This is a genomic window from Streptomyces thermoalcalitolerans (assembly GCF_039525155.1).
Taxonomy (GTDB): domain Bacteria; phylum Actinomycetota; class Actinomycetes; order Streptomycetales; family Streptomycetaceae; genus Streptomyces; species Streptomyces thermovulgaris.
Window position 1 is genome coordinate 83,875 of sequence record NZ_BAAAHG010000018.1, and the last position, 24,984, is coordinate 108,858.

General features: G+C 72.7%; 18 protein-coding genes and 1 pseudogene. 9 read left to right on the top strand and 10 right to left on the bottom strand.

The annotated features are described in order from the left end of the window. Positions 1-113: 113 nt before the first annotated feature. From ABD224_RS13525 to ABD224_RS13540, 4 genes are read left to right on the top strand one after another with little or no spacing between them, the layout of a single operon-like run. Positions 114-1,772 carry an L-lactate permease gene (locus tag ABD224_RS13525; protein WP_344049762.1) on the top strand — a complete coding sequence of 553 codons (1,659 nt, stop codon included), beginning with the start codon at positions 114-116 and terminating at the stop codon, positions 1,770-1,772. Then, on the top strand, positions 1,772-3,154 hold the full coding sequence (locus ABD224_RS13530; RefSeq protein ID WP_344049763.1) for an FAD-binding oxidoreductase: 1,383 nt from the start codon (positions 1,772-1,774) through the stop codon (positions 3,152-3,154). Before ABD224_RS13525 ends, ABD224_RS13530 begins: the two co-directional genes overlap by 1 nt. Then, a complete protein-coding gene (locus tag ABD224_RS13535; RefSeq protein ID WP_344049764.1) occupies positions 3,151-4,494 on the top strand; it encodes a (Fe-S)-binding protein in 1,344 nt (447 codons plus the stop codon). Before ABD224_RS13530 ends, ABD224_RS13535 begins: the two co-directional genes overlap by 4 nt. A 6-nt stretch (positions 4,495-4,500) precedes the next feature. Beyond that, complete coding sequence (locus ABD224_RS13540; RefSeq protein ID WP_344049765.1) at positions 4,501-5,118, top strand: hypothetical protein; 618 nt, start codon at positions 4,501-4,503, stop codon at positions 5,116-5,118. 100 nt (positions 5,119-5,218) lie between these two features. Here the strand turns inward: ABD224_RS13540 and narI are convergent, their stop codons facing one another. From narI to ABD224_RS13560, 4 genes are read right to left on the bottom strand one after another with little or no spacing between them, the layout of a single operon-like run. Further along, a complete protein-coding gene (narI, locus tag ABD224_RS13545) occupies positions 5,219-5,989 on the bottom strand; it encodes a respiratory nitrate reductase subunit gamma (RefSeq protein ID WP_344049766.1) in 771 nt (256 codons plus the stop codon). After that, positions 5,986-6,648, bottom strand: a complete 663-nt coding sequence (narJ, locus tag ABD224_RS13550; RefSeq protein WP_344049767.1) for a nitrate reductase molybdenum cofactor assembly chaperone — start codon at positions 6,646-6,648, stop codon at positions 5,986-5,988. Before narJ ends, narI begins: the two co-directional genes overlap by 4 nt. Continuing rightward, a complete protein-coding gene (gene narH, locus ABD224_RS13555; protein WP_344049768.1) occupies positions 6,645-8,345 on the bottom strand; it encodes a nitrate reductase subunit beta in 1,701 nt (566 codons plus the stop codon). The genes narJ and narH overlap by 4 nt, the downstream gene beginning before the upstream one ends. A gap of 1 nt (position 8,346) precedes the next feature. Further along, entirely contained in the window at positions 8,347-12,021 is a 3,675-nt protein-coding gene (locus ABD224_RS13560; protein ID WP_344049784.1) for a nitrate reductase subunit alpha, read from the bottom strand. A 294-nt stretch (positions 12,022-12,315) separates the two neighbouring features. Here ABD224_RS13560 and ABD224_RS13565 point away from each other — a divergent pair, with 294 nt between their 5' ends. The 3 genes from ABD224_RS13565 (at position 12,316) to ABD224_RS13575 (ending at position 14,177) form a co-directional block, all read left to right on the top strand. Further along, a complete protein-coding gene (locus ABD224_RS13565) occupies positions 12,316-12,738 on the top strand; it encodes a pyridoxamine 5'-phosphate oxidase family protein (protein ID WP_344049769.1) in 423 nt (140 codons plus the stop codon). A gap of 225 nt (positions 12,739-12,963) precedes the next feature. After that, positions 12,964-13,419, top strand: coding sequence for a Crp/Fnr family transcriptional regulator (locus tag ABD224_RS13570; protein WP_344049770.1), 456 nt, complete (start codon positions 12,964-12,966; stop codon positions 13,417-13,419). Positions 13,420-13,514: 95 nt separating this feature from the next. Continuing rightward, on the top strand, positions 13,515-14,177 hold the full coding sequence (locus ABD224_RS13575) for a CBS domain-containing protein (protein ID WP_425580974.1): 663 nt from the start codon (positions 13,515-13,517) through the stop codon (positions 14,175-14,177). Here ABD224_RS13575 and ABD224_RS13580 read toward each other — a convergent pair. From ABD224_RS13580 to ABD224_RS13600, 5 genes are all read right to left on the bottom strand, one after another. Beyond that, positions 14,158-15,045 (bottom strand): pyridoxamine 5'-phosphate oxidase family protein, encoded by an 888-nt coding sequence (locus ABD224_RS13580; RefSeq protein ID WP_344049772.1) that lies wholly within the window; start codon positions 15,043-15,045, stop codon positions 14,158-14,160. The genes ABD224_RS13575 and ABD224_RS13580 overlap by 20 nt on opposite strands. 103 nt (positions 15,046-15,148) lie before the next feature. Next, positions 15,149-15,841: a response regulator gene (locus ABD224_RS13585; protein ID WP_344049773.1), complete on the bottom strand. Its 693-nt coding sequence runs from the start codon at positions 15,839-15,841 to the stop codon at positions 15,149-15,151. A 90-nt stretch (positions 15,842-15,931) separates the two neighbouring features. Beyond that, a complete protein-coding gene (locus tag ABD224_RS13590; RefSeq protein WP_344049774.1) occupies positions 15,932-18,316 on the bottom strand; it encodes a phosphoketolase family protein in 2,385 nt (794 codons plus the stop codon). Between the two features lie 134 nt (positions 18,317-18,450). Further along, on the bottom strand, positions 18,451-19,998 hold the full coding sequence (locus ABD224_RS13595) for a cellulose binding domain-containing protein (protein WP_344049775.1): 1,548 nt from the start codon (positions 19,996-19,998) through the stop codon (positions 18,451-18,453). Positions 19,999-20,182: 184 nt separating this feature from the next. Next, positions 20,183-21,568: a radical SAM protein gene (locus ABD224_RS13600; protein WP_344049776.1), complete on the bottom strand. Its 1,386-nt coding sequence runs from the start codon at positions 21,566-21,568 to the stop codon at positions 20,183-20,185. A 138-nt stretch (positions 21,569-21,706) separates the two neighbouring features. On the opposite strand from ABD224_RS13600, the gene ABD224_RS13605 reads away from it, so the two are divergent. Further along, positions 21,707-22,963, top strand: coding sequence for an FAD-binding protein (locus tag ABD224_RS13605; protein ID WP_344049778.1), 1,257 nt, complete (start codon positions 21,707-21,709; stop codon positions 22,961-22,963). A gap of 51 nt (positions 22,964-23,014) precedes the next feature. Here ABD224_RS13605 and ABD224_RS13610 read toward each other — a convergent pair. Beyond that, positions 23,015-23,770: pseudogene (locus tag ABD224_RS13610) on the bottom strand (isocitrate lyase/PEP mutase family protein); the annotation flags it as partial. Between the two features lie 250 nt (positions 23,771-24,020). Between ABD224_RS13610 and mmuM the strand changes: the two are divergent. Further along, positions 24,021-24,947 carry a homocysteine S-methyltransferase gene (gene mmuM, locus ABD224_RS13615; protein WP_344049779.1) on the top strand — a complete coding sequence of 309 codons (927 nt, stop codon included), beginning with the start codon at positions 24,021-24,023 and terminating at the stop codon, positions 24,945-24,947. The last annotated feature ends 37 nt before the right edge of the window (positions 24,948-24,984 follow it).

A 24,984-nucleotide genomic window follows, 5' to 3' on the forward strand; every position in this document is an offset into this window, starting at 1 on the left:
CATGCCTTGCACGATCCATTGACAGACATGTGAGCCTGTCTGACAATCAACCAACCCCGCGCACCGGAGTGACGGGGATCACGGCAGAGCCAACAATGAGGCAAGGACGCGTCATGGCTGCTTACCAACAAGTTTTTGACCCTGTCGGGGGATCTCTCGGATGGAGCGCTCTCTTCGCCGCGCTCCCTCTGATCACGCTTTTCGTCCTGCTGGGCGGACTGCGCTGGAAGGCGTGGAAGGCGTCGCTGGTGTCCCTGGCGGTCGCTCTGGCCGTGGCGGTTCTCGCCTACTCGATGCCCGTCGGGCAGGCGGCGCTGGCCGCGAGCGAGGGCGCCGCATTTGGCTTGTTTCCGATCCTGTTCATCGTGCTGAACGCACTGTGGATCTACAAAATGACGGAGATCACCGGCTGGGACGCCGTGCTGCGCAGGGCGTTCGGGTCCCTCTCCGGCGACCAGCGGGTCCAGGCGGTGATCATCGCTTTCTGCTTCGGCGCGCTGCTCGAGGCGCTCGCCGGCTTCGGCACCCCGGTCGCCGTCTCCTCCGTGATGCTGATGGCCGTCGGGATGAGGCCCATGAAGGCGGCGGCCGTCTCCCTCGTCGCCAACACCGCTCCGGTCGCCTTCGGCGCCATCGCGGTCCCGATCACCACCCTCGGCAAGATCACCGGCATGGACGCCGCCGACCTCGGCGCCATGGTCGGACGCCAGACCCCGCTGCTCGCCCTGTTCGTGCCGCTGGTCCTGGTCTTCATGGTGGACGGCAAGCGCGGTGTGCGGCAGACCTGGCCGGTCGCCCTCGTCGGCGGGCTCGCCTTCGCCGGCGCCCAGTTCATCAGCGCCAACTACATCTCGTACGAGATCGCCGACATCGTGGCCTCCTTCGCGGGCGCCCTGGCCGTCGTGGGCATCCTGCGCGTCTGGCAGCCCAAGGAGCTCCTGACCGCGCAGGGTCCGGCCCCGGTCATCGCCGGCGGCTCCACCGCCACCGCCACGTCGGACGCGATCCTGCGGCGCCGGCAGACCGGTGAGGGCTCCGCGCTGAAGGCGTTCGCCCCGTACCTGATCATCGTGGCGCTCTTCTCCGTGGCCACCGCCGGACCGGTCAAGACCTGGCTGGAGGCGCACTCGGGCTGGAAGTTCGCCTGGCCCGGCCTGGACGTCGTCAACGCCAAGGGCGAGCCGCTGTCCGCCGTGACGTACAACTTCAACATCTTCAACGCCGGCGGCACCGTCCTGCTGGTGGCCGGTCTGCTCACCGCCGTGCTGTACGGCATCGGCATCCGGCGGACCACGGGCGCCTACGCCGACACGGTCCGGCAGTTCCGGTGGACGATCGTCACCGTGATGGCGGTGCTCGCCCTGGCCTATGTGATGAACCTGTCCGGCCAGACCGTCACCCTCGGCCTGTTCCTGGCGCAGACCGGCGGCGCGTTCGCCCTGCTCTCCCCCGTGGTCGGCTGGCTCGGTGTGGCCGTGACCGGCTCCGACACCTCCTCCAACTCCCTCTTCGGAATGCTCCAGGTCGCCGCGGCCGAGAAGACCGGCATCTCCTCCTACCTGCTCGGCGCGGCCAACACCACCGGTGGTGTGCTCGGAAAGATGATCTCCCCCCAGAACCTGGCCATCGCCGCGGCGGTCGTCGGACTCGAGGGCCGCGAGGGCGAGCTGTTCCGCAAGGTCGTCGGCTGGGGACTCGGCATGCTCGTCGTGGTCTGTGCCCTGGTCTACCTGCAGTCGACCCCGGTCCTGGACTGGATGGTGGTGCGCTGATGACCGTCAGCGTCGATCTGGCCAGGGATCTGGCCGGCATCGTGGGGGACGACCACGTCCGGACCGACGACGGCGCCCTCACCGCGTACGCCCGCGACGCCACACCGCTGTTCCACGCGCGGCCGCAGGCCGTGGTGCTGCCCGGCAGCACCGAGGAGGTCGCGGAGGTGCTCCGCTACGCCACCGCCCACGGCATCCCCGTGGTGCCGCGGGGCGCCGGCTCCAACCTGTGCGCCGGCACCGTTCCGCTGAGCGGCGGCATCGTCCTGGTCCTGACCCGGCTGAACCGGCTGCTCGAGATCAGCTCCGAGGAGCTGCTGGCCCGTGCGCAGACCGGGGTGACCACCGCCACGCTGGCGAGCGCCGCGGCCGCCAAGGGCCTGCTCTACGCTCCCGACCCGGGCAGCCACACCGTCTCCACGATCGGCGGCAATGTGGCGACCTGCGCCGGGGGGCTGCGCGGGCTGAAGTACGGCGTCACCCGCAACTACGTCCTCGGGCTCGAGGCCGTCCTGCCCACCGGCGAGATCATCCGCACCGGGGGAAGGCTGTGGAAGGACGTCGCCGGCTACGACCTGACCCGGCTGCTCACCGGCTCCGAGGGCACCCTGGCGGTGATCACCGAGGTCACCGTGGCCCTGCTCCCGGCCCCGGCCGAGACCGGTACCGGCGTGGCGTACTTCGACACCCTCGCCGACGCCTCGCGCGCGGTGACGGCCGTCATCGCCGCCGGCGTCGTCCCGGCGACCCTGGAGTTCCTCGACCGCAAGTGCATCCAGGCGGTCGAGGAGTTCGCCGGCCTCGGCCTGCGCAAGGACGCCGGTGCGCTGCTGCTGTTCGGTGACGACGGCTCGGCGGACAACGTCGAGGACAACCTGGCCAGGATCGGGAACATCTGCCAGGCGAACGGGGCGCTCGAGGTCACGCTCGCCGAGAACGTGGCCCGCGCCGAGGCCCTGCTCGCCGCCCGCCGCTGCTCCCTCCCTGCGCTGTCCCGGCTGGGTTCGCTGACGATCCTCGAGGACGCCACCGTGCCCCGGCACCGCATGGCCGCGATGGTGGACCGCATCGACAGGATCGCCGACCAGTACGACCTGCGGATCGCCACCTTCGGCCATGCCGGGGACGGCAACCTCCACCCCACCTGTGTGCTCGATCCCGACGACGACGAGGGTGCCGACCGTGCCCACCTCGCCTTCTCCGAGATCTTCGCCGCCGCGATCGAGATGGACGGCACCATCACCGGCGAACACGGCGTGGGCGCCGCCAAGCTGCCGTACCTGACCAAGCGGCTCGGGGACGACCAGGTCGCGCTGTTGCGTCGCATCAAGAAGGCCTTCGACCCCGCAGGCATCCTCAACCCCGGAAAGCTCGGATCATGACCGACCACGACACCGTGGACCACACCGGCCCGTGCGGCTCCTCCGGCGCCGAGTGCGCCGGAGGGGCCTGCGGGCCCGCCCCCGCCGGCCCCACCGGCCCTGTCCTGCCCGGCCCCTCGGCCGGGCAGGGCCGCGGGATCTTCGACAAGGAACTGCTGGACCGCTGCATCTCCTGCGGGTTCTGTCTGCCCGCCTGCCCCACCTACGCCCTCACCGGCCAGGAGACCTCCTCCCCGCGCGGGCGCATCACGCTGATGCGGGCGCTGGAGGCCGGCGACCTCGCCCCCGACGACCCCACGCTGGCCGAGGAGTCCTCGTTCTGCCTGGGCTGCCGTGCCTGCGAGACCGTGTGCCCGGCGGGCGTGCAGTACGGCCGGCTGCTGGAGCAGTGGCGCGACCACCAGTGGAGCGGCCGGAGGAGGCCGTGGATCGCCCGGGCCCTGATGATGCTGGTCTCCCGGCCGGGACTGCTGCGCCTGCAGGGACTGGTACGGCGCCATGCCCGCGGCCCGGGCGAGAAGGCCGCACCCGCGCCGTCCGCCCCGTCGTCCGCTTCCGCAACTGCTTCGGCATCCGCTTCCGCATCCGCCCCGTCGTCCGGGAAGCCGCCGGAGCCGTCGCAGCAGCCCGTGTCCCTGATGCTGGGCTGTGTGGAACGGGGCCTGTACCCCCGGGTCTCCCGTGCCGCCCGGCACCTGTGCCCGGAGGCCGACGTGCCGACCGCGCAGGGCTGCTGCGGCGCGCTGCACGCGCACAACGGTGACTCGGCGACCGGTGAGAAGCTCGCCCGCAGGCTCGGCGAACAGCTGCCGGGCACCATCCTCACCACGGCGGGCGGCTGCGCCGCGCACCTCGCGCACCACCTCGGCCGCGACCGGGTGCGGGAGCTGAGCGAGTACCTCGCCGAGAAGGGCCACCGGCCGGCCGGCCGGGTCATGGTCGACGGCCGCCGGGCGCGGGCCGCGCTGCAGGACTCCTGCCATCTGCGCAACGGGCTGGGCGTGACCCGCCCGCCCCGTGAGCTGATCGCCGAGGTCGCCGACTACGTCGAGCTGCCCAGTGCGGGAAAGTGCTGCGGCGCGGCCGGCACCTACTCGCTGCTCCGGCCGGCCGACAGCAAAAAGGTGCTGGACCCGAAGCTGAGCGAGGTGGAGGCGGCGGACGTGGACTACGTCGTGGCGGTCAATCCGGGCTGTCTGCGGCAGCTCGAGCAGGGGCTGCGCCGTGCCCGCTCCCGTGCCAAGGCCATCCATCTGGCCGAGTTCCTCGCCCTGGCGACGGAGCCGGAGCCCGGCCGGCCGGATCCCGCCTCGCGTGCTCACGGCCCGAAGGAGCCGTGAGACCCCATGCCCACGGATCACGCCTGCCAGACCGCCGCCGAGCTCGTGGCGCACAGTCTGCAGCCGCTCCGGGAGCATCTGGGCGCCTCCCCCGGTCACGGCGGCCCGGCCGACGGTGCGGCGGGACTGCTGACGTTCCTCGACGGTCTGTACGCCGAGCTGCACGGCGCCCTGACCGACTGGCACTCCACCGCCGGCGCCCGGATCCGTGATGCCCTCGGCCTGCCGCCGCCGGGCTCCGAGGGCATCGTGCCCCCCGCCCGGCCGCGGCCGTCCGGCTGGGAGGCCCTCAATCTGGTGCGGCACAGGTCGGAGGAGATCCTCACCGCGCTGTCCGTCCGGTCGCGCGGTGAGGCGGTCGGTGCGGAGGAGCTGCTCCGGAGGCTGGAGCTGGTGGAGGACGCGCTCGCCGGGGCCCTGCGCCGGCTGGGCGTGCCGGCCCAGGAGTCGGTCCACTACGCCGCCGAGCTGGCCGCCGCCACCGGCTCGCTCTTCGGCATGCGTCCCGCTCCCCGGCCCCCGGCTCCCGGCCCCCCGCCCGCTCCGGCCCGGCCGCAGCCCCCCGCGGCGCCGTTCGCGACCCTCCCGCAGATGAGCACGTGGTCGCAGGGCGGCATGCCCTGACCCGGGGATCGCCGGCGTGCGGCCCCGGCGTCCCGGCCGGCTCCCGGCCGGGACCGGCCGTACTGCCCCGGCCCCCGGCCCGGTGCCGTCCCGGACGCCGTCAGCCGATGCGTTCCCAGCCGCGGCGCGGCGGCCTGGTGCCCAGCTGCCCAGGGTCGCGGCTGCGGTAGACGATGTAGGGGCGCGTGAGGTAGCCCAGGGGGGCGGTGAGCATGTGGACCAGGCGGGTGAAGGGCCAGGCCGCGAAGAGCAGCAGCGCGCTGAGGGCGTGGAGCTGGAAGAGGAGGGGGGCGCCGCTCATCAGGTCCGCGTGCGGCTGGAGGTAGAAGATCGAACGGAACCAGGGGGAGACGGTCTCGCGGTAGTCGTAGCCGCCTCCCACCAGGTTCGCGGCGACCGTCGCGGCCAGGCCCAGCAGGATCGTGACGGTGAGCGAGAGGTACATCGCCTTGTCGTTGCGGGTGGTCGCGGAGAACACCGGGCCGACGGTGCGGCGCCGGTAGACCAGGATGGCCAGGCCGCCCACGGTGCACACCCCGGCGATCGTGCCGAGGATCACGGCCAGCAGGTGGTAGGTGTGCTCGCTCATGCCGATCGCCTCCGTCCAGCTCTTGGGAATGATCAGGCCCCCGATGTGGCCGAGCAGGACGACGAGGATGCCGAAGTGGAACAGCGGGCTGCCGATGCGCAGCAGCCGGTTCTCGTAGAGCTGGGAGGAGCGGGTGGTCCAGCCGAACTTGTCGTAGCGGTAGCGCCAGATGTGGCCCAGGACGAAGAAGGCCAGGGAGACGTACGGCAGGATCACCCACAGCAGGACGGCGCCGGGGCCGGCCCCGGCGGCCGTGGTGAGGGGCTGCGCGGGTGCGGTCATCGCGGGCCTCCTGCCGGGTCGGGCATGTACTGCGGGGGTGTGTAGGGGGCGAGCCCGACCTGTTCCTCGGGCGGCCCCTTCGCGGCGAGCCGGGCCACGGCCTGCCGCTCGTCGCCCTTGAGCGGCGGAAGGGTGGCCGAGACGGACTCCAGGACGGCCGTCCAGGGCGAGTCCTCCGCGCGCAGGGCCAGGCGGAGCAGCTCCAGCCCGGCGCGGTGCTCGGTGAGCAGACGGTGCCCGGCGGCCGGGTCCGTGCCCGCGAACTCCAGGACGACGGCGAGATGGTCGGGCAGTTCGTCGTCGCCCAGCCGCAGTCCGGCGGCGGCGTAGGTCTGCTTGAGACGGAGCAGGGCGATGCCGCGCCTGCGGGTGTCGCCGTGCGCGTAATAGGTCAGGTAGGGGCAGCAGCGCTTGCGGTGGTCGAAGGTGGCGACGTAGGCGGCGGCCAGTTCGCCGGCGGGGGTGTGCCCGGCGTGGTCGGTGAAGCAGAGCAGGGGGTCGCGGACGCGGGCCGGCAGGGCGGGGGTCACACGGCGGGCGAGGGACAGGCTCTGCGGGAACTGCTCGTCCGGGTAGGCCAGCAGCAGGGACTGCGTCTGCCAGGCGTACGGGTGCCAGGGCTCGGTGCGGGCCGCGGCCGGCTGGGGTTTCCTCCTCATGGCTTCGGCTCGACCTCCCCGTCACCGCCGTCGTCGGGCGGCCGTGGTGCGGGCCGGGGCGGGAACAGGCCCGGGGGCGTGCCCTTGCCGTCCCAGTTGAGGAGGTTGACGCGGGTCTCCTTGTCGACGGGGGCGGCCGGGGTGTCGGAGGTCTGCCGGTGGAGCAGGGCGCGGTAGTTCTCCACGGCGATGGGGGCCGCGCCGCCCGAGGTCTCCCCGAAGGGCCCGGAGCCTCCCATGCCGGGTCCGCCCTCGTAGTCCAGGCTGCACTCGGTGGCCAGCTCCTCCAGATTGTGGGCCTGTTCGGCGTGGGCGGGCGGGATGACGTACCGCTCGTCGTACTTGGCCAGCGCCAGCAGCCGGTACATGTCGTACATCCGCTCCTCGTCCATGCCGACCTGCTCGGGGATGGAGGGGTCCGGTTCCCGGCCGAGGTTGATGTCGCGCATGTAGGCGCGCATGGCCGCCAGGCGGCGCAGGACGGCGTCCACGGGGGCGGGGTCGCCCGCGGTGAACAGCTGGGCGAGGTAGCCGACGGGGATGCGCAGGGCGTCGACGGCGGCGAAGAGATTGCGGTGGTCCTCGGCGTCGTGGCCGGTGTCGCGGACGGCGTCGACGACCGGGGAGAGCGGCGGGATGTACCAGACCATGGGCAGGGTGCGGTACTCCGGGTGCAGCGGCAGTGCCACCTCGTAGGTGTTGATCAGGGCGTACACCGGGGAGCGCTGGGCGGCCTCGATCCAGTCGCGGGGGATGCCGGTCCTCTCGGCCTCGGCGACGACGCGCGGGTCGTGGGGGTCGAGGAAGACACGGCGCTGCGCCTCGTACAGGCCGGTCTCGTCCGGGGTGGAGGCGGCCTCGAGGACCCGGTCGGCGTCGTAGAGGACCAGGCCGATGTAGCGCAGCCGGCCCACGCAGGTCTCGGAGCAGACGGTGGGCAGGCCGACCTCGACGCGCGGGAAGCAGAAGGTGCACTTCTCGGCCTTGCCGGTGCGGTGGTTGAAGTAGACCTTCTTGTACGGGCATCCGGTCACGCACATCCGCCAGCCCCGGCAGCGGTCCTGGTCGACGAGGACGATGCCGTCCTCGGTGCGCTTGTAGATCGCCCCGGAGGGGCAGGAGGCGGCGCAGGACGGGTTGAGGCAGTGCTCGCAGATGCGCGGCAGATAGAACATGAACGTCTGCTCGAACTCCAGCTTGATCTTCTCGGAGATCTCGCCGAGCACGACGTCCTTCTCCCCGTGCCGGTCGGAGCCGCCGAGGTCGTCGTCCCAGTTGGCCGACCAGGAGATCTTCAGGTCCTCGCCGGTGATGAGGGACTTGGGGCGGGCGACCGGGATGTGCTCCTGGAGCGGGGCGTTGGTCAGGGTCTCGTAGTCGTAGGTCCAGGGTTCGTAGTAGTCGTCGAGCGAGGGCAGCACGGGGTTGGAGAAGATGGTGATCAGCTTCTTGAACCGGCCGCCCGCCTTCAGGGTGAGCCGGCCGCGTTTGTTCAGCTCCCAGCCGCCGCGCCACTTCTCCTGGTCCTCGTAGCGGCGGGGGTAGCCCTGGCCGGGGCGGGTCTCGACGTTGTTGAACCACACGTACTCGACGCCGGTGCGGTTGGTCCACGCCTGTTTGCAGGTGACCGAGCAGGTGTGGCAGCCGATGCACTTGTCGAGGTTCATCACCATCGCCATCTGAGCCATGAGGCGCATGTCAGTAGGTCACCTCCTGGTCGGCGCGGCGGCGGATCACCGTCACCTCGTCGCGCTGGTTGCCGGTCGGGCCGAGGTAGTTGAAGGCGTACGACAGCTGGGCGTAGCCGCCGATCAGATGGGTGGGTTTGATCAGCAGCCGGGTGAGGGAGTTGTGGATGCCGCCCCGGCGGCCGGTGGTCTCGGTGCGGGGCACGTCGATCAGCCGGTCCTGGGCGTGGTGCATGTAGACGGTGCCCTCGGGCATCCGGTGCGAGACGACCGCGCGGGCGGCGACGACGCCGTTGCGGTTGACCGCCTCGATCCAGTCGTTGTCGCGTACGCCGATCTTCTCCGCGTCCCGGGTGCTCATCCAGAGGGTGGGGCCGCCCCGGGACAGCGACAGCATGAACAGGTTGTCCTGGTACTCGGAGTGGATGGACCACTTGTTGTGCGGGGTCAGATAGCGGACGGTGATGCCGAGTTCGCCCTGCTCGCCCAGGCGGGGCTCGCCGAACAGGACGTGCATGTCCAGCGGCGGCCGGTAGACGGGGAGCTGCTCGCCCAGGGCGGCGATCCAGTCGTGGTCGAGGTAGAAGTGCTGGCGGCCGGTGAGGGTGTGCCAGGGCTTGTGGCGCTCGACGTTGACGGTGAACGGCGCATAGCGCCGGCCGCCGCTCTCGGAGCCGGACCACTCGGGGCTGGTGATGACCGGCACGGGGGCTTTCTGGGTGTCGGCGAAGGTGATCTGCCGGCCCTCGTGCTCGGCGGCCAGGTCGGCGAGCCGGGTTCCGGTGCGGGACTCCAGGGTGCGAAAGCCCTGGGTGGCCAGGTGTCCGTTGGTGGTGCCGGACAGGGCGAGGACGGTCTCGCAGGCGTGCACGTCCCGGGTGAGCGCGGGCCGTCCGGCCGCCGCTCCCCCGCGCACCGTGCCGTTCTTGTGCCGCAGGTAGTCCAGGGCGCGGTCCAGTGTGAAGGTGACGCCCTTGGTGGTCGCGCCGAGGGAGTCGAGCAGCGGGCCGAGGGCGGTCATCTTCTCGGCGATCGCCCCGTAGTCGCGTTCGACGGTGACGATCCTGGGCATGGTCCGGCCGGGCTCGGGTGCGCACTCGCCGGCCCTCCAGTCCCGTACCCGGCCGTGCGGGGTGGCCAGTTCGTCCGGGGTGTCGTGCATCAGCGGGGCGGCGACCACGTCCGTGCGCACCCCGAGGTGGGCGGCGCCGAGCCGGCTGACCTCCCGGGCCAGGGTGACGAAGGCGTCCCAGTCGGTGCGGGTCTGCCAGGGCGGGGCGATCGCCGGGTTGAAGGCATGCACATAGGGGTGCATGTCGGTGCTGGACAGGTCGTGCTTCTCGTACCAGGTGGCGGCGGGCAGCACCACGTCCGAGAAGACGGTGGTGCTGGTCATGCGGAAGTCCAGGGTCAGCAGCAGGTCCAGCTTGCCGACGGGGGCCTCCTCCCGCCACACCACGTCCCTCGGCCGGGCCCCGGGCGGTGCCTCGGCGGCGTTCACCGAGGAGTCGGTGCCCAGCAGGTGCTTGAGGAAGTACTCGTTGCCCTTCGCGGAGGAGCCGAACAGGTTGGCCCGCCAGACGGTCAAAACGCGCGGGAAGTTCTCCGGTGCGTCCGGGTCCTCGCCCGCGAAGCGCAGCCGTCCGGCCCTCAGTTCCTCCACCACGTGCTCGGCGGCCGGGCGTCCGGCCGCCTCGGCCTCGTCGGCCAGGTCGAGCGGGTTGCGGTCGAAGGTCGGGTAGGAGGGCATCCAGCCCCTGCGCGCGGAGGCGGCGATCACGTCCGCGGTGGTCATCCCGGCGAAGGGGCCGTCCGCGCCGGGCGCCGCGAGGGTGTCGGCGGTGAAGGGGTCGTAGCGGAACTGGTCGCTGTGCAGGTACCAGTACGCCGTCTGGATCATCTGCCGGGGCGGGCGGTGCCAGTCGGAGGCGGTCGCGAGCACGGTGTAGCCGGTGAGGGGGCGGACCTTCTCCTGGCCGACGTAGTGCGCCCAGCCGCCGCCGTTGACGCCCTGGCAGCCGGTCAGCGTGGTCAGGGTGAGAAAGGCGCGGTAGATGGTGTCGGAGTGGAACCAGTGGTTGGTGCCCGCCCCCATGACGATCATCGAACGGCCGCGGGACTCCTCGGCGTTGGCGGCGAACTCCCGGGCGATCCGGGCCGCCCGGGCGGCGTCCACTCCGGTGATCGCGGCCTGCCAGGCGGGGGTGTACGGCTCCTCGGCGTCGTCGTAGGAGGCGGGCCAGCGGCCGGGCAGACCGGGGCGGGCCACGCCGTACTGGGCGAGGAGGAGGTCGTACACCGTGGTGACCGGCCGTCCCGCGATCCGCCGTACGGGCACCGAGCGCCGCAGCACGCCGGCGCTGCCGTCCGGGGCGTCGAAGCGGGGCAGCTCCACCGTCACCGGGTCCTCGTCGCCGCCCTCGGCGGACAGCAGCGGGTCGATGCCGTCCAGGTCCAGGTTCCACTTCCCCGCTCCGCTCTCGCCGAACCGGTCGCCGAGGGTGCCGTTCGGGACGACCGGGCTGCCGTCGGCGTCCAGCAGCACGGTGCGGAACGCCGCGTGCTCGGCGGCGGCCCGCTCACCGCCGAGATCGGCGGCGGTGAGGAACTTTCCGGGTGTGTACGTCCCCGGTGCGCGCTCGTCGAGCACGACCAGGAACGGCAGGTCCGTGTACCGCTTGACGTAGTCCTCGAAGTACGGGGTGCGGCGGTCGACGAAGAACTCCTTGAGCACCACATGGCCCATGGCCATGGCCAGCGCCCCGTCGGTGCCGGGCCGGGCGGGCAGCCACTCGTCGGCGAACTTGACGTTGTCCGCGTAGTCTGGGGAGACCGCCACCACCTTCTGGCCGCGGTAGCGGGCCTCGGCCATCCAGTGGGCGTCCGGGGTGCGGGTCACCGGCAGATTGGAACCCCACATGATCAGATAGCCGGCGTCCCACCAGTCCCCCGACTCGGGGACGTCCGTCTGGTCGCCGAAGACCTGCGGGGAGGCGACCGGCAGGTCCGCGTACCAGTCGTAGAAGGACAGCATCACGCCGCCGAGCAGCGCGTAGAAACGGGACCCGGCGGCGTGCGAGACCATCGACATCGCCGGGATCGGCGAGAACCCGGCCAGCCGGTCGGGGCCGTACTCCTTGATGGTGTGCACATGCGCGGCGGCGACCATCTCCACCGCCTCGTCCCAGCTCGCCCGCACCAGGCCGCCCTTGCCGCGCGCCGCCTTGTAGCGGCGGGCGCGTCCGGGGTCGGAGACGATCTCCGCCCAGGCCGCGACCGGGTCGCCGAGCCGGGCCCTGGCCTCCCGGTACATCTGCAGGAGCACGCCTCGCACATACGGGTAGCGGACCCGGGTCGGCGAGTAGGTGTACCAGGAGAACGCGGCACCGCGGGGGCAGCCGCGCGGCTCGTACTCGGGGCGGTCGGGGCCGACCGAGGGGTAGTCGGTCTGCTGGGCCTCCCAGGTGATGATGCCGTCCTTGACGTACACCTTCCACGAGCAGGAGCCGGTGCAGTTCACTCCGTGGGTGGAGCGGACCACCTTGTCGTACGACCAGCGCTCCCGGTAGAAGACGTCCGCCCGGCGGCCGCCCTTCTTGTGCAGGGTGCGCAGGTCGTCGGAGATCTCCGCCCGGGTGAAGAACCGGCGCGAGCGCACCAGCGCGTCCACCAGCTCACTGTCCAGGCCCGCCGGCCGGGCCCTGCGCGTCTCGTCCGTCACCGGACCGTTCTCCGTGGCCACCGTGCCGCTCCCTTCCGGGGCCCGCCCGTGGATGTCCACCGGGAAAAGCCGTCACCCGCATAACCTCCACCCGCATAACCTCACTAGGCAGTGCCCACACACGCAACCGCAGAGCTTTTCCCGCCGGGCGGCCCGTTCCGCGGGGGCCGGCCCGGGCCCGGGGCCCTGGATCCCCCCGGGCGTGGTTAGGGCCGATCGGCCCTAACCGCCGGCGGAGCCGCGGGAGAGGATGGACTGATGGTGCACAACGACGGCTTTCGCGCGCTGGACCGCCAGGAGTGCCTCCGACTGCTGGGCAAGGTGCCGGTCGGGCGTGTCGTGTACACGCGGCATGCCCTCCCGGCGGTGCTGCCCGTGAACTTCTCCCTGGACACGGACTCCTCCGTGCTGGTACGGACCTCGGCCCGGTCGGATCTGGTGCGCGCCGTCGACGGTGTCGTGGTCGCCTTCGAGGCCGACGAGTTCGACGCGGCGACCCGGTCCGGCTGGAGCGTGGTCGTGACCGGCCGGGCCCATGTGGTCACCGACCCCGCCGAGCACGAGCGGCTGCTGCGGACGGGCCCCGACTCGTGGATGCCCATCCAGGACAACGTCTTCATCCGGATCGAGGCCACGATGATCACGGGGCGCGAGCTCACGGACCTCCGCGCCGCGCGCTGATCCGTCCGGCGGCACGGCACCAAAGCACCAGGTTCCCGGCAGTTGGGGCCGAACGGCCCACCCGCCGGGCCCGGGTGGCCCGTGGTGGTGCGCGCCGCCGGGGCACAGGCTGGGATCAGCAGCACCCACCGCATTCCCGAGGGGGCCGGACGGCGTCCCGGAGGGGGCCGGGCGACGCCGCTCGTCGGCCGGCCGCGGCGACGGGCACGAAAGGAGCGGGAGACGATGACCTCCACCACCACGCTGGCCTCGGCCCTGCCGGCGGAGCACCGCACGCGCCTGATGTCCCTCGCCCGCGAGGTGTCCTTCCCCATCGGCACCCGCCTGTTCGAGGAGCACCGGCACGCCGACCGGTTCTGGATCATCAGGACCGGGACGGTCGCCCTCGATCTGCATGTCCCCGGCCGGCGCGCCGCCGTCATCGAGACCCTGGGCCACAACGAGCTGGTCGGCTGGTCCTGGCACTTCCCGCCGTACACCTGGCAGCTGGGCGGCGAGGCGACGAGCCCGGTGCGGGCGTACGAGTTCGACGCCGAGACCGTGCGGAGGCTCTGCGACGAGGACGCCGCGTTCGGCCGTGCGATCGCGGTGTGGGTCGGCCGGGTGGTCGCGCACCGCCTGCACGCCGCGCGTGTCCGGCTCCTGGATCTGTACGCCCCCTACGGCAGCGGCGTCAGGTGACCCCTCCCGGCCGGCGCGGAAGGCCGGCTCATGTCGCCCGCGGGTCCGGTGGGCCGGCGGGGCCCGCACGACCGACACGCGAGGAGGAGACCGTGATGGGCAGCCCGTACACCGTGAGCGACATGATGACGCGCACCGTCGTGTCCGCGGGCCGCGACACCCCGTTCAAGACCATCGTCCAGATCATGGGGCAGTGGAAGGTCAGCGCCCTTCCCGTGCTGGAGGGCGAGGGCCGGGTGGTCGGGATCGTCTCGGAGGCCGATCTGCTGCCCAAGGAGGAGTTCCGCGACAGCGACCCGGACCGGTTCACCCAGCTGCGCCGTCTGCCCGACCTGGCCAAGGCGGGCGGAATCACCGCCGCGGACGTGATGACCGCCCCGGCCGTCACCGTCCGCCCCGACGCCACCCTCGCCGAGGCCGCCCGTCTCATGGCCCTGCACCGGGTCAAGCGGCTGCCCGTCGTCGACGACAAGGGCATGCTCGAGGGTCTGATCAGCCGGAGCGACCTGCTGAAGGTCTTCCTGCGCCCGGACGAGGAGATCGCCGACGAGGTCCGCCGGGAGATCGTCGCCCGTCTCTTCCCCGCTCCGTCCGGCCCCGTGCACGTCGAGGTCCGCGACGGCGTGGTCACCCTCAGCGGTCACATCCGGGACACCTCGCTGGTCCCCGTCGCCGCCCGTCTGGTACGCGCCGTGGAGGGCGTCGTCGACGTCGAGTGCGCCCTGCTGAGCGCCGCCCTCACGGATCGGCCGGCGTGATACGGCGTCCCGTCAGGCGGGTGGGCCGGATCCGCACCCACAGCGTGCGCTCCCTGCTCGCCCACGGGGAGGAGCGGACCTGCCCCCGGAGCCGGTGGATCTCCCCGGGGTCCGTCACCGCCTCGGCGCGGCCGCGCGCGAGCACGCTCCACCCCTGGCTCATCACCTCGTCGACGCGGTCCACCTCGAAGGCGACCTCGGTGCCGACGGCCTCGGCGGGCGCCGCGTCGGGGTCGGTGCGGAAGACCAGGTCGCCGTCCACCACGTCGTAGTTCACCGGGTACACGACAGGGCCGTCCTCGGTGACCAGGGCGACGCGTCCGACGCCGTGCGTGCACAGCAGCGCCCGGCACTCGTCCTCGTCGAGCTCCACCAGCCGGGGGTGGAGCAGCGCCTGTCCCTGTCCCGGGGGGCGCTCCCAGCCGCCGCCGCGCAGCCTGTCGAGCGTGGTGCCCAGCGCGTCGGCCAGCCGCAGCAGGGCGGCCGGGCTGGGGTCGGAGGGGTACTCCTCCAGGTAGCTCAGGTACTGCGGGGACATCCGCGCCCGGCCCGCCACCTCCTCCAGGCTGAGCCCCGCACGCCTGCGGGCGGCGGCGAGGCGCCGCCCGATGTCCCCGGGGCCGCCCGCCGGGGCCCCGTCCTGGCGCGGCTCCCGGGGCCGGTCCGGCTCCTGCGGCTCGCGCCGCCGGTGCTGGACACGGGCGTCCGGACCGGGGAACACCAGCGTGACCTCGCCGGTGTCCGACCAGCGCACGTCGTACGGGGGTGTGCCGTCGTCGTGATGCAGGCCGACGATCTCGCCGTCACGCCGGGTGTCGCCGGTGGCCGGACTTTCGACGACCAGCCGGTCGCCAAGCTGAGCACGCATGGCCCTGCCTTCCCTGCCGTGCCTGGAGGGGTCCGCTCTCCAGCATCACCCGGCTCCGCGGCCCTCACCAGCCGGGCCCGGAGCCGCGCGCGGCCCGGCCGGGTCAGCGGCCCTCGCCGCGCAGCCGGTCCCGGGCCTGGGTGGCGATCACGGCGGCCTGCACGCGCCGCTCCACGCCGAGCTTGGCCAGCAGCCGGGAGATGTGGTTCTTCACCGTCTTCTCGGCCAGGTACAGCCGCTGCCCGATCTGCCGGTTGGTCAGCCCCTCGCCGATCAGGGCCAGGATCTCCCGCTCCCGGTCGGTCAGCCCGGGCAGCTCGTCCGGCTCCTCCTCCGGCTCCTGGCCGCCGCGCAGCCGGGCCATCAGCTTCGCGGTGGCGCTGGGGTCGAGCAGCGACTGGCCGCGGGCCACGGTGCGCACCGCCGAGACCAGGTCCGCGCCCTGGATCTGCTTCAGGACATAGCCGGCGGCGCCCGCCATGATCGAGTCCAGCAGTGCCTCCTCGTCGTCGAAGGAGGTCAGCATCAGACAGGCCAGCTCCGGCAGGCGGGAGCGCAGCTCACGGCAGACGGTGACGCCGTCGCCGTCGGGCAGCCGGACGTCGAGCACCGCCACGTCCGGGCGCAGCGCGGGCACGCGGACCAGGGCCTGCTCGGCGTTCGCGGCCTCGCCGACCACCTCGATGTCCGGTTCGTCGTTCAGCAGGTCGTGCACCCCGCGCCGTACCACCTCGTGGTCGTCGAGGAGGAAGACCCGGATCGGGGTTCCGGCCCCGGCCTGCTCACGGTCCGCCATCGAAATCGCTCCTTGTGCCGTTCTCGGTGTCCACCGCGATTCTTCACCCTCGGTGCACGCGGGGCCAGGGCCGGTCGGCCCCAGGGAGGCTCAGCCGTCCCAGGACCAGTCCGTGACCTCGGGCATGTCCACCCCGTGTTCCCGGATCCAGTCGTGGTGACGCAGCCGGGCGTCCTCCATGCGCTGGCGTACGGCGGCGGCGCGCACCGCGAGGCCGGGGACGCGGTCGATGACGTCCATGACCAGGCGGTAGCGGTCCAGGTCGTTGCTGACCACCATGTCGAACGGGGTGGTCGTGGTGCCGATCTCCTTGTAGCCGCGCACATGCAGATGGGGGTGGCCGGTGCGCCGGTAGGCCAGGCGGTGGATCAGCCAGGGGTAGCCGTGGTAGGCGAAGATCACCGGCTTGTCCCGGGTGAACAGGCCGTCGTACTCGAAGTCGGTCATCCCGTGGGGGTGCTCCTCGCGGGGCATCAGCCGGGCGATGTCCACGACGTTGACCACGCGCACGGCCAGTTCGGGCAGGTGCCGGCGCAGCAGCTGGGCGGCGGCCAGCACCTCCTGCGTGGGCACGTCCCCGGCGCAGGCCAGCACCACGTCCGGTTCGCGGCTGCCGTCCTCGGTGCCGGCCCAGTCCCAGATGCCGGCGCCGCGTGCGCAGTGCACCTTCGCCTCCTCCATGGAAAGCCAGTCGAAGCAGGGCTGCTTGCCGGCGACGATCACATTGACGTAGTCCCGGCTGCGCAGGACGTGGTCGGCCACGGACAGCAGGGTGTTGGCGTCCGGCGGGAAGTAGACCCGGACGGCCTCCGGGCTCTTGTTCAGGACATGATCGACGAAGCCGGGGTCCTGGTGGGAGAAGCCGTTGTGGTCCTGGCGCCACACATGCGAGGTGAGCAGGTAGTTGAGGGAGGCGATGGGGGCGCGCCAGGACAGCCGGCGGGTGGTGCGCAGCCACTTGATGTGCTGGTTGACCATCGAGTCGACGATGTGCACGAACGCCTCGTAGCAGGAGAACAGCCCGTGCCGGCCGGTGAGGAGGTAGCCCTCCAGCCAGCCCTGGCAGGTGTGCTCGGACAGGATCTCCATCACCCGGCCGTGCCGGTCGAGGTGCTCGTCCACGTCGAGGACGGCGGCCTGCCAGGCCTTGCCGCTGGCGGCGTAGACGGCCTCGAGGCGGTTGGAGGCGGTCTCGTCGGGGCCCAGGAGACGGAAGTCGCGCCGGTCGGCGGTGGCGGCCATGACGTCCTGGAGCATCCCGCCGAGGACCCGGGTCGGCTCGTGCAGGGTCGCGCCGGGCTTGTCGACCTCGACGGCGTACTTCTCCAGCGGCGGCAGCGGCAGCTCGCGCACCAGCAGTCCGCCGTTGGCGTGCGGGGTGGCGCCGAGCCGGCGCGCGCCCTCGGGGATGCAGGCCAGGACGTCGGGACGCGGGGCGCCGTGCTCGTCGAACAGCTCCTCGGGGCGGTACGAGCGCAGCCACTGCTCCAGCTGCCGCAGGTGCCCGGGGTTGTCCCGGACGGCGGCCAGCGGGACCTGGTGGGAGCGCCAGGTGCCCTCCACGGGCAGGCCGTCGACCTCGGCGGGGCCGGTCCAGCCCTTGGGGGTGCGCAGCACGATCATGGGCCAGCGGGGCCGGTCGGTGACGCCCTCGCTGCGGGCGGCGTGCTGGAGTGCGGCGATGCGGTCCAGCGCGGTGTCCATGGCCGCGGCCAGGGCGCGGTGGACGGCGGCCGGGTCGTCGCCGGCGACATGGACCGGGTCGTGGCCGTATCCCCGCAGCAGGGCGTCGAGCTCGTCCTCGGGCAGCCGGGCCGGCACCGTGGGGTTGGCGATCTTGTAGCCGTTGAGGTGCAGGATCGGCAGGACGGCGCCGTCCCCGACCGGGTCGAGGAACTTGTTGGAGTGCCAGGACGCGGCCAGCGGGCCGGTCTCCGCCTCGCCGTCGCCGATCACGCAGGCGACGAGCAGGTCCGGGTTGTCGAGCGCGGCGCCGTAGGCGTGGGAGAGCGCGTAGCCGAGCTCCCCGCCCTCGTGGATGGAGCCCGGTGTCTCGGGGGCGACGTGGCTGGGCACCCCGCCGGGGAAGGAGAACTGCTTGAACAGCCGTGCCATGCCGTGCGCGTCCCGGGTGATGTCCGGGTACGTCTCGGTGTACGAGCCCTCCAGCCAGGAGTTGGCGAGCACGGCGGGCCCGCCGTGGCCGGGGCCCCAGATGCACAGGGCGTTCAGATCACGGGCCTTGATGACCCGGTTGAGGTGGGTGTGGACGAGGTTGAGGCCGGGCGAGGTGCCCCAGTGGCCGAGCAGGCGCGGCTTGATGTGCTCCGGGCGCAGCGGCTCGGTCAGCAGCGGGTTGGCCATCAGGTAGATCTGGCCGGCGGAAAGGTAGTTCGCGGCGCGCCAGTGGGCGTCCAGCTGCGCGAGTTCCTCGTCCGTGAGTCCGGCGGGTTCCTGCTGCGTCTCGGCGGGCATCGGAAGTCCTTTCCGGGGCGGGACGGCGGTCGGAGTACCGCGTGCCGGGGGCACGCCTCCTACCCTGCTTGCCTCCCCGGGTATCCGACAGGGCCGTTCGGGTCACCCCCGGAAGCCGGACTTCCCGCGTGCGGTCAGGTGATCGCGCAGTCGTGGCCGTTCAGCGTGAAGCCGTGCGGCGCGGTGTTCCTGTCCTGCCAGGTGCCGATGAAGCCGAAGGACAGGGTGCCGCCCGCGGCGACGGACCTGTTGTAGTCGGCGGCGGCGACGGTGACGCGGGGGCCCTTCCGGACGACGTCCGCGTCCCATATCCGGGTGATCCGCTGGCCGTCGCGGAAGGACCAGGACACCTGCCAGGTGTCGAGGGCGCGGACGGTGGTGACGGTGACGACGGCCTGGAAGCCGTTCTGCCACTGGTCCGTCAGGCGGTAGCGGACCTGGCAGAGCGCCGGGGTGCTCCGGTCCGGACCGGGGGTGGCGCTCTCACGGGTCTCACCGGTCCCGCCGGCCTCACCGGCGGTGGCGGTGGGAGCGCCCTGGGGTCCGGGGTTCTTGCGGTCGGCCCGGGTCTCCGTTCCGGTCGTGGACGGCGTGCCCGAGGCGGACGCGGAGGCCGAGGCGGAGGCGGAGCCGGCCGTCGAGGGGGAGGCCGAGGAGGACGACGAGCAACCGGTGGCCGGCAGGGACAGGCCGGAGTCGGCGATCGGCAGGGCGCCGACGTCACCGCGCGCGGTGTCGTCCGCGGAGCCGCCGAACGGCATCATCGACACCACCAGCGCCAGCCCGGACAGGGCGACCGCCGCGGCGAGCAGGCTGCCGCGCACGATCCGTGCCCGGGTGGCGTTCCCGGCGGGCTCCCCGTAGCCGGTGCTCGCCGGCTCGGAGCGGCGGGTGCCCAGGCGCGCCTCGGCGGCCCGGCGGCGGCGCTCCAGATAGGCCAGGCCGCCCCAGCCGATCACGCCGCCGGCGAGGGCGGCCGGCAGTTCGCCGCCGTTCAGCCTCAGGCAGCCGGCGGCCTCCGCGCAGTCCACGCAGGTGGCCAGGTGCCGGGTGAGGTCCTCGGGGGTCTCGGAGACCGGTGTGGAACGGGTGACCGCGTCCAGCAGCCGGGCGTACTTGCGGCACTCCTCGTCCAGCGGGGTGTCGAGGTGGTTGCGGTGGCAGCGGTCCCGGAACAGGGTCCGGACCTGGTCGAGCTCCTCGGACACCAGCGCCGGGTCGAGCCCGAGCCTGCGGGCCACGACGGTCGACGGCAGCGCCTCCACCTCCGTCAGCCACAGCAGCGCGGCGTCCGGCTCCTGCAGGTCCCGCAGGCCGCGCAGGGCGATCGGGCGGCGCAGGGGCGGGCCCGTGTAGCGGGCGGCCTTGTCGGAGTTGAGCCACAGGCGCAGGTCCGGGTCCAGCCGGTGGCCGAGGCCGTCGGCCTCCCAGGACGCGGCGGTGGTGCGCACGGCGGTCAGCATCAGCGGTATCGCCGGCAGCCGGGGCGTACGGCGGCCCCGGGACGCAGCGGCCTCGGCGGCCCGTATCTCGCGCACGCCCAGTGCGAACGCCTCCTCGGCCAGCTCCCGGGCCGCAAAGGAGCCGGCCGTGCACAGGTCGGCGTAGGAAAGCACCGCGTCCCAGCACTCGGCGTGCAGCGCGGACTCGGTCGCGTCCTTGGGGCTCGGCAGGTCGGGCATGGGTCTCCTGCATCCACGGGCGAGGCAACTCACCGTGTTCAAGAAGGAGTTGGAGGGAACCTCGCAGCAGGGCACGAGCTTTTCACGGCCGTGACACAACTGACAAGCCGCGTATTCGGAATCCCGTGACGGACGGCGGGCCGGCGATCCGCCGTCCGTCACGGGCGCCGGAGCCCCTCAGCGCTCACGCGCGGGCCCGCACGGAGCTTCCTCCCGGCTCACGGTCTTGGGACGTCCGCACCGCGTCCGTCTCCCTCGTGTCGTCCTCCTCGGCGGGAAGGCTGTCCATGAAGGAACTGACCGAGAAGACCGCGCGGCCGGGGCCGGGCGGGCCGTAGCCGGGGGGCGAGGAGAGCCCGAAGTCGTCCATGGTGGCGCGGTAGGCCTCGAGCAGCCGGATGTGGTACTCCAGCGGCGCCCCCTGCGGGTTGGCCTTGCCCAGCGGGGTGGTGGGCTCCGGACACCAGGTGGTGAAACGCGGTGTGATGCCGTGTGACATGAAGAAGCGCAGGCCCTCGGTGGTGGACGCGATGGCCTCGTCGACGGTGGTGAAGCCGTGGGGCCTGGCCATCTCCACACCGGCCACGAAGTTGGGGATCACATTGCGGGGCCCGAAGACGTCCGCCGAGTCGAGGATGCGGCGGTGCCACTCGTCGCGGCCGACGTAGCGCTCCTTGCCCGGGCAGTACAGCTCGAACAGACGGCGGTCCCACACCTCGTAGTTGGGGTGGTAGATCTGCACGCCGTAGTCCTTGAACCGCTGCACGTCCGCCTTGGGCAGCGCCTGCGCGACGACCTTGCCGATCCAGCGGCCCGGGAAGCGCTCCTCGATGGCCTTGGCGTAGTGGCCGTAGAAGTCGGCCTCGTCCCGGCCGGCGACCGTCTTGGTGATGGCGCCGCCGGTGAGCGTGTAGGCGGTGGACGCCTTCTGGGTGTCGTACCGGTCGATGATCTCGAGCGCCTCCAGGACCTCCTCGACGTCCTTGACGCCCGTGTAGGGCCGGCCGGCCGCCTTGTGCTGGCGCCAGTTGTGGTTGATGTCGCAGTACTGGCACTCCTCCTTGGCGCCGAAGTACTGGCAGACCCGGAAGACGGTCAGATAGATCAGGTAGCCCCACTGGATGGTCGGGGCCACCTCCATGACGGACTTTCCGTTGGACAGGGTGTGCCGGTAGTACTCGGGCATGGGCGGCACACCGACGTCGGCGATGCGCCGGCCGTCGAGGTAGAGCCCGAGCAGGCCCTCGTCGTCAGCGGCCACACGGTAGGGCGAGGACGGGTTCACCCGCACCGACACGACGGTGCGCCGCAGGTCGTACGGCCCACCGGTGAGGATGATCTCCTCCGGCGGGCGTCTGAGCGCGGCCTCGCCCAGCTCGGGCAGGGTGCCGTGGTCGAAGGAGAAGATGAAGTACGACTTCGGTTTGACCTCGCCGTCCTCGTTGTCGCTGAGCGCGGAGGAGTCGAAGGCCACACCACCCCGGAGCAGATCCTCCTTGAAGACGGCTTCCCGCGGCACGTGCGGGAAGCGCTCCATCAGATCCTCGACCAGCGCGGTACGGCTGCCCATCCCGTCTCTCCTCACGACTTCGTACGTACGACTCCTCACGGTATGCCCCCGCCGGCGCGCACCTGGTGCCGGGTCCCCCTCGGCCGGACGGGTAGGTTCACCCGGAGAGCACAGGGAGCGGCACAGAGAGGGACCGGGATGGCCAGGAGGACGACCGGGACCGTGACCAACTGGGCGGGCAACGTCACCTACACCGCCGGGGAGGTGCACCGGCCGGGATCACTGGAGGCGCTGTGCGCGCTGGTGGCCAAGAGCACGCGGGTGCGGGCGCTGGGCAGCGGTCACTCCTTCAACCGGATCGCTGACCCGGGCGCCGGGGGCACCCTGGTGTCGCTGGAGGCGCTGCCGGCCGAGGTGGACGTGGACACGGCCGCCCGTACGGTCCGGGTGGGCGGCGGGGTCCGGTACGCGGAGCTGGCCCGCCGGGTGCACGCGCACGGCCTGGCCCTGCCCAACATGGCCTCCCTGCCGCACATCTCGGTGGCCGGGTCGGTGGCGACCGGCACCCATGGCTCCGGTGTGTCCAACGGTCCGCTCGCCTCCGCCGTACGGCAGGTGGAGATCGTCACCGCGGACGGCTCCACGGTCGTCGTCGGGCGGGGCGACCCGCGGTTCGGCGGGGCCGTCACCTCCCTGGGCGCGCTGGGCGTGGTCACCGCGCTCACCCTGGACCTGGAGCCCGCCTTCGGGGTCGAGCAGCATCTGTTCACCGAACTTCCCCTGGAAGGGCTGGACTTCGAGGCGGTGGCCGCCGCCGCGTACAGCGTCAGCCTGTTCACCGACTGGCGCGCTCCCGGCTTCCGCCAGGTGTGGCTCAAACGCCGCACCGACCAGCCGCCGCCCGCCTTCCCGTGGGCGGTGCCCGCCAAGGTCGCGCTGCACCCGGTGCCGGGCATGCCGGCGGAGCACTGCACGCGGCAGTTCGGCGTCCCCGGGCCCTGGCACGAGCGACTGCCGCACTTCCGGGCGGAGTTCACCCCGAGCAGCGGCGCGGAGCTGCAGTCGGAGTACCTGCTGCCGCGCGCGTACGCCCTCGACGTCCTGCACGCCCTCGACGGCATCCGCCAGGTCGTCGCCCCGGTCCTGCAGACCTGCGAGGTGCGCACCGTCGCCGCCGACGAGCAGTGGCTGAGCCCGTCGTACGGCCGGGACACCGTCGCCGTGCACTTCACCTGGATCGCGGACACGGCGGCCGTCCTCCCGGCGGTGCGCCGTCTCGAGGAGACCCTGGAGCCCTTCTCCCCCCGGCCCCACTGGGGCAAGGTCTTCACCACCCCGACGGCCGCACTGCGCGGGCGCTATCCGCGGCTGGCCGACTTCCGCTCCCTGGCCGGGGAGCTGGATCCGGCCGGAAAGTTCACCAACGCCTTCCTCGCGGACCTCCTGGCTCCGTGACTTCCCGGCTCCGCCGGCTCCCCCGTCCGGCCGTACCGTCTCACGGACCGGCCGGCTGAGCGCCTGCACCTCTTCGTACGAGGGGGCGGCGCCCTGCGGAGTGCGCCCGGCCGCGACCAAGGTCATCGTCTCCAGGGCCGCGCCCAGCGCCCGCCGGTACAGCAGCGAGCCGAGGCTGATCCGGCGTACGCCGAGGTCGGCGAGGTGGGGGACGGTGGGTCCGGCCGGGGAGCAGAGGATGTTGAGCGGGGCGTCGAGGTGCCGCACGAGGGCGGCGATCGTCCCGGGGTCGGTCAGGCCGGGGACGAACACGCCGTCGGCACCGGCCTGTTGGTAGAGGTCGAGACGGCGCAGCGTCTCGGTCTCGTCCTTGTCGCCCAGCCAGTACGTGTCCGTGCGCGCGTTGACGAACAGGCCGGGGACGGCGGACTTGACGGCGGCGATCTTCGCGGCGTGCCGGGCGGCCGGTCCGAGCCCGTCCTCCAGGTTGATGCCGACCGCTCCCGCCCTCCACACCTGCCGGGCGAACTCGGCCACTTCGTCCGGGTCGTCGCTGAACCCGTTCTCCGCGTCGACCGAGAGCAGGAACGGCTGCGCGCCGAGGGCGAGCGCGAGCCGGAGGGTGTGGTCCCGGGTCGCGGCGGCGCCGTCGGGCAGTCCGGCGGAGGCGGCGACACCGAGGCTGGTGGTGCCGAGGGCCGGGAAGCCGAGGGCGGCGAGGAACAGGGCGGAGGCGTGGTCCCAGGCGTTCGGCAGCAGCAGGGGCTCGTCGGCGTGATGGAGGTCGGCGAAGGCGGTCTCACTCATGAGGGGGACGCTAGGGGCCGGTCGGTTCGGCGCCGGCCGAACCGTTCCGGTGTGCTGTGCCGCACGGACCGGACCGCTTTCGGTCCGTGTGCTCCCGGGTCTCCCGGGCGGTGTTCCGTCGGGTGGTGCGGGGATCGGGGCGCCGGAGTCCGCCGGCGCGGGACGTGCACGGCGCGGGACGTGCACCGGGCACGCGTCCCCGGACCCAGGGAATCCTCTTCGTCCCCGGCCCGTGGATTAGCGTCGTGGCATGAACAGCGTCGTCTCCCCCACCCTCGCCGAAGCCCTCGCCACCGGGACCGTCGTCCTCGACGGAGGGCTGTCCAACCAGCTGGAGTCGGCCGGGTACGACCTGAGCGACGACCTGTGGTCGGCACGGCTGCTGGACGAGCGGCCCGAGGCGATCGTCCAGGCTCACCTCGCCTACTTCGAGGCGGGGGCCGATGTGGCGATCACCGCGAGCTACCAGGCCACGTTCGAGGGGTTCGCGAAACGGGGGATCGGCCGGGAGCGGGCGGCCGAACTCATCGCGTCGAGCGTGGAGCTGGCGCGCGAGGCGGCACGAAGGGCATGGGCGCGGGGTGTGCTCCGGCCCCTCTGGACGGCCGCGTCGGCGGGCCCGTACGGGGCGATGCTCGCCGACGGCTCCGAGTACCGGGGGCGTTACGGGCTCACCGTCGGGGAGCTGGAGCGGTTCCACCGGCCCCGGCTGGAGGTGCTGGCCGGCGCCCGGCCCGACGTACTGGCGCTGGAGACGGTCCCGGACACGGACGAGGCGCGGGCGCTGCTGCGGGCGGTGCGCGGGCTGGGGGTGCCGGCCTGGCTGTCGTACACCGTCGCCGGCGACCGCACTCGCGCGGGGCAGCCGCTGGAGGAGGCGTTCGCCCTGGCCGCCGACACGGACGAGGTGATCGCGGTCGGGGTGAACTGCTGCGCGCCCGGCGACGCGGCCGCCGCGGTGCGGACGGCCGCCCGGGTCACCGGCAAGCCGGTCGTGGTCTACCCCAACAGCGGTGAGGCCTGGGACGCCGGGTCCCGCACCTGGGCCGGCCCCTCCGCCTTCGTCCCCGAGCAGGTCCGGCAGTGGCGTGCCGCGGGGGCCCGGTTGATCGGCGGCTGCTGCCGTGTGGGCCCGGAGACGATCACGCGGATCGCCCGGGAACTGGCCGCGGCCTGAGGGCGCGCGCGGACGGTCCGGGGGGCGGCGTCCGTCA

What these genes read in the sequence shown, in the direction of transcription:
- ABD224_RS13525 (WP_344049762.1), top strand. Translation starts at nt 114, where the DNA reads ATGGCTGCTTACCAACAAGTTTTTGACCCTGTCGGGGGATCTCTCGGA.
- ABD224_RS13530 (WP_344049763.1), top strand. Translation starts at nt 1,772, where the DNA reads ATGACCGTCAGCGTCGATCTGGCCAGGGATCTGGCCGGCATCGTGGGG.
- ABD224_RS13535 (WP_344049764.1), top strand. Translation starts at nt 3,151, where the DNA reads ATGACCGACCACGACACCGTGGACCACACCGGCCCGTGCGGCTCCTCC.
- ABD224_RS13540 (WP_344049765.1), top strand. Translation starts at nt 4,501, where the DNA reads ATGCCCACGGATCACGCCTGCCAGACCGCCGCCGAGCTCGTGGCGCAC.
- narI (WP_344049766.1), bottom strand. Translation starts at nt 5,989, where the DNA reads ATGACCGCACCCGCGCAGCCCCTCACCACGGCCGCCGGGGCCGGCCCC.
- narJ (WP_344049767.1), bottom strand. Translation starts at nt 6,648, where the DNA reads ATGAGGAGGAAACCCCAGCCGGCCGCGGCCCGCACCGAGCCCTGGCAC.
- narH (WP_344049768.1), bottom strand. Translation starts at nt 8,345, where the DNA reads ATGCGCCTCATGGCTCAGATGGCGATGGTGATGAACCTCGACAAGTGC.
- ABD224_RS13565 (WP_344049769.1), top strand. Translation starts at nt 12,316, where the DNA reads ATGGTGCACAACGACGGCTTTCGCGCGCTGGACCGCCAGGAGTGCCTC.
- ABD224_RS13570 (WP_344049770.1), top strand. Translation starts at nt 12,964, where the DNA reads ATGACCTCCACCACCACGCTGGCCTCGGCCCTGCCGGCGGAGCACCGC.
- ABD224_RS13575 (WP_425580974.1), top strand. Translation starts at nt 13,515, where the DNA reads ATGGGCAGCCCGTACACCGTGAGCGACATGATGACGCGCACCGTCGTG.
- ABD224_RS13580 (WP_344049772.1), bottom strand. Translation starts at nt 15,045, where the DNA reads ATGCGTGCTCAGCTTGGCGACCGGCTGGTCGTCGAAAGTCCGGCCACC.
- ABD224_RS13585 (WP_344049773.1), bottom strand. Translation starts at nt 15,841, where the DNA reads ATGGCGGACCGTGAGCAGGCCGGGGCCGGAACCCCGATCCGGGTCTTC.
- ABD224_RS13590 (WP_344049774.1), bottom strand. Translation starts at nt 18,316, where the DNA reads ATGCCCGCCGAGACGCAGCAGGAACCCGCCGGACTCACGGACGAGGAA.
- ABD224_RS13595 (WP_344049775.1), bottom strand. Translation starts at nt 19,998, where the DNA reads ATGCCCGACCTGCCGAGCCCCAAGGACGCGACCGAGTCCGCGCTGCAC.
- ABD224_RS13600 (WP_344049776.1), bottom strand. Translation starts at nt 21,568, where the DNA reads ATGGGCAGCCGTACCGCGCTGGTCGAGGATCTGATGGAGCGCTTCCCG.
- ABD224_RS13605 (WP_344049778.1), top strand. Translation starts at nt 21,707, where the DNA reads ATGGCCAGGAGGACGACCGGGACCGTGACCAACTGGGCGGGCAACGTC.
- mmuM (WP_344049779.1), top strand. Translation starts at nt 24,021, where the DNA reads ATGAACAGCGTCGTCTCCCCCACCCTCGCCGAAGCCCTCGCCACCGGG.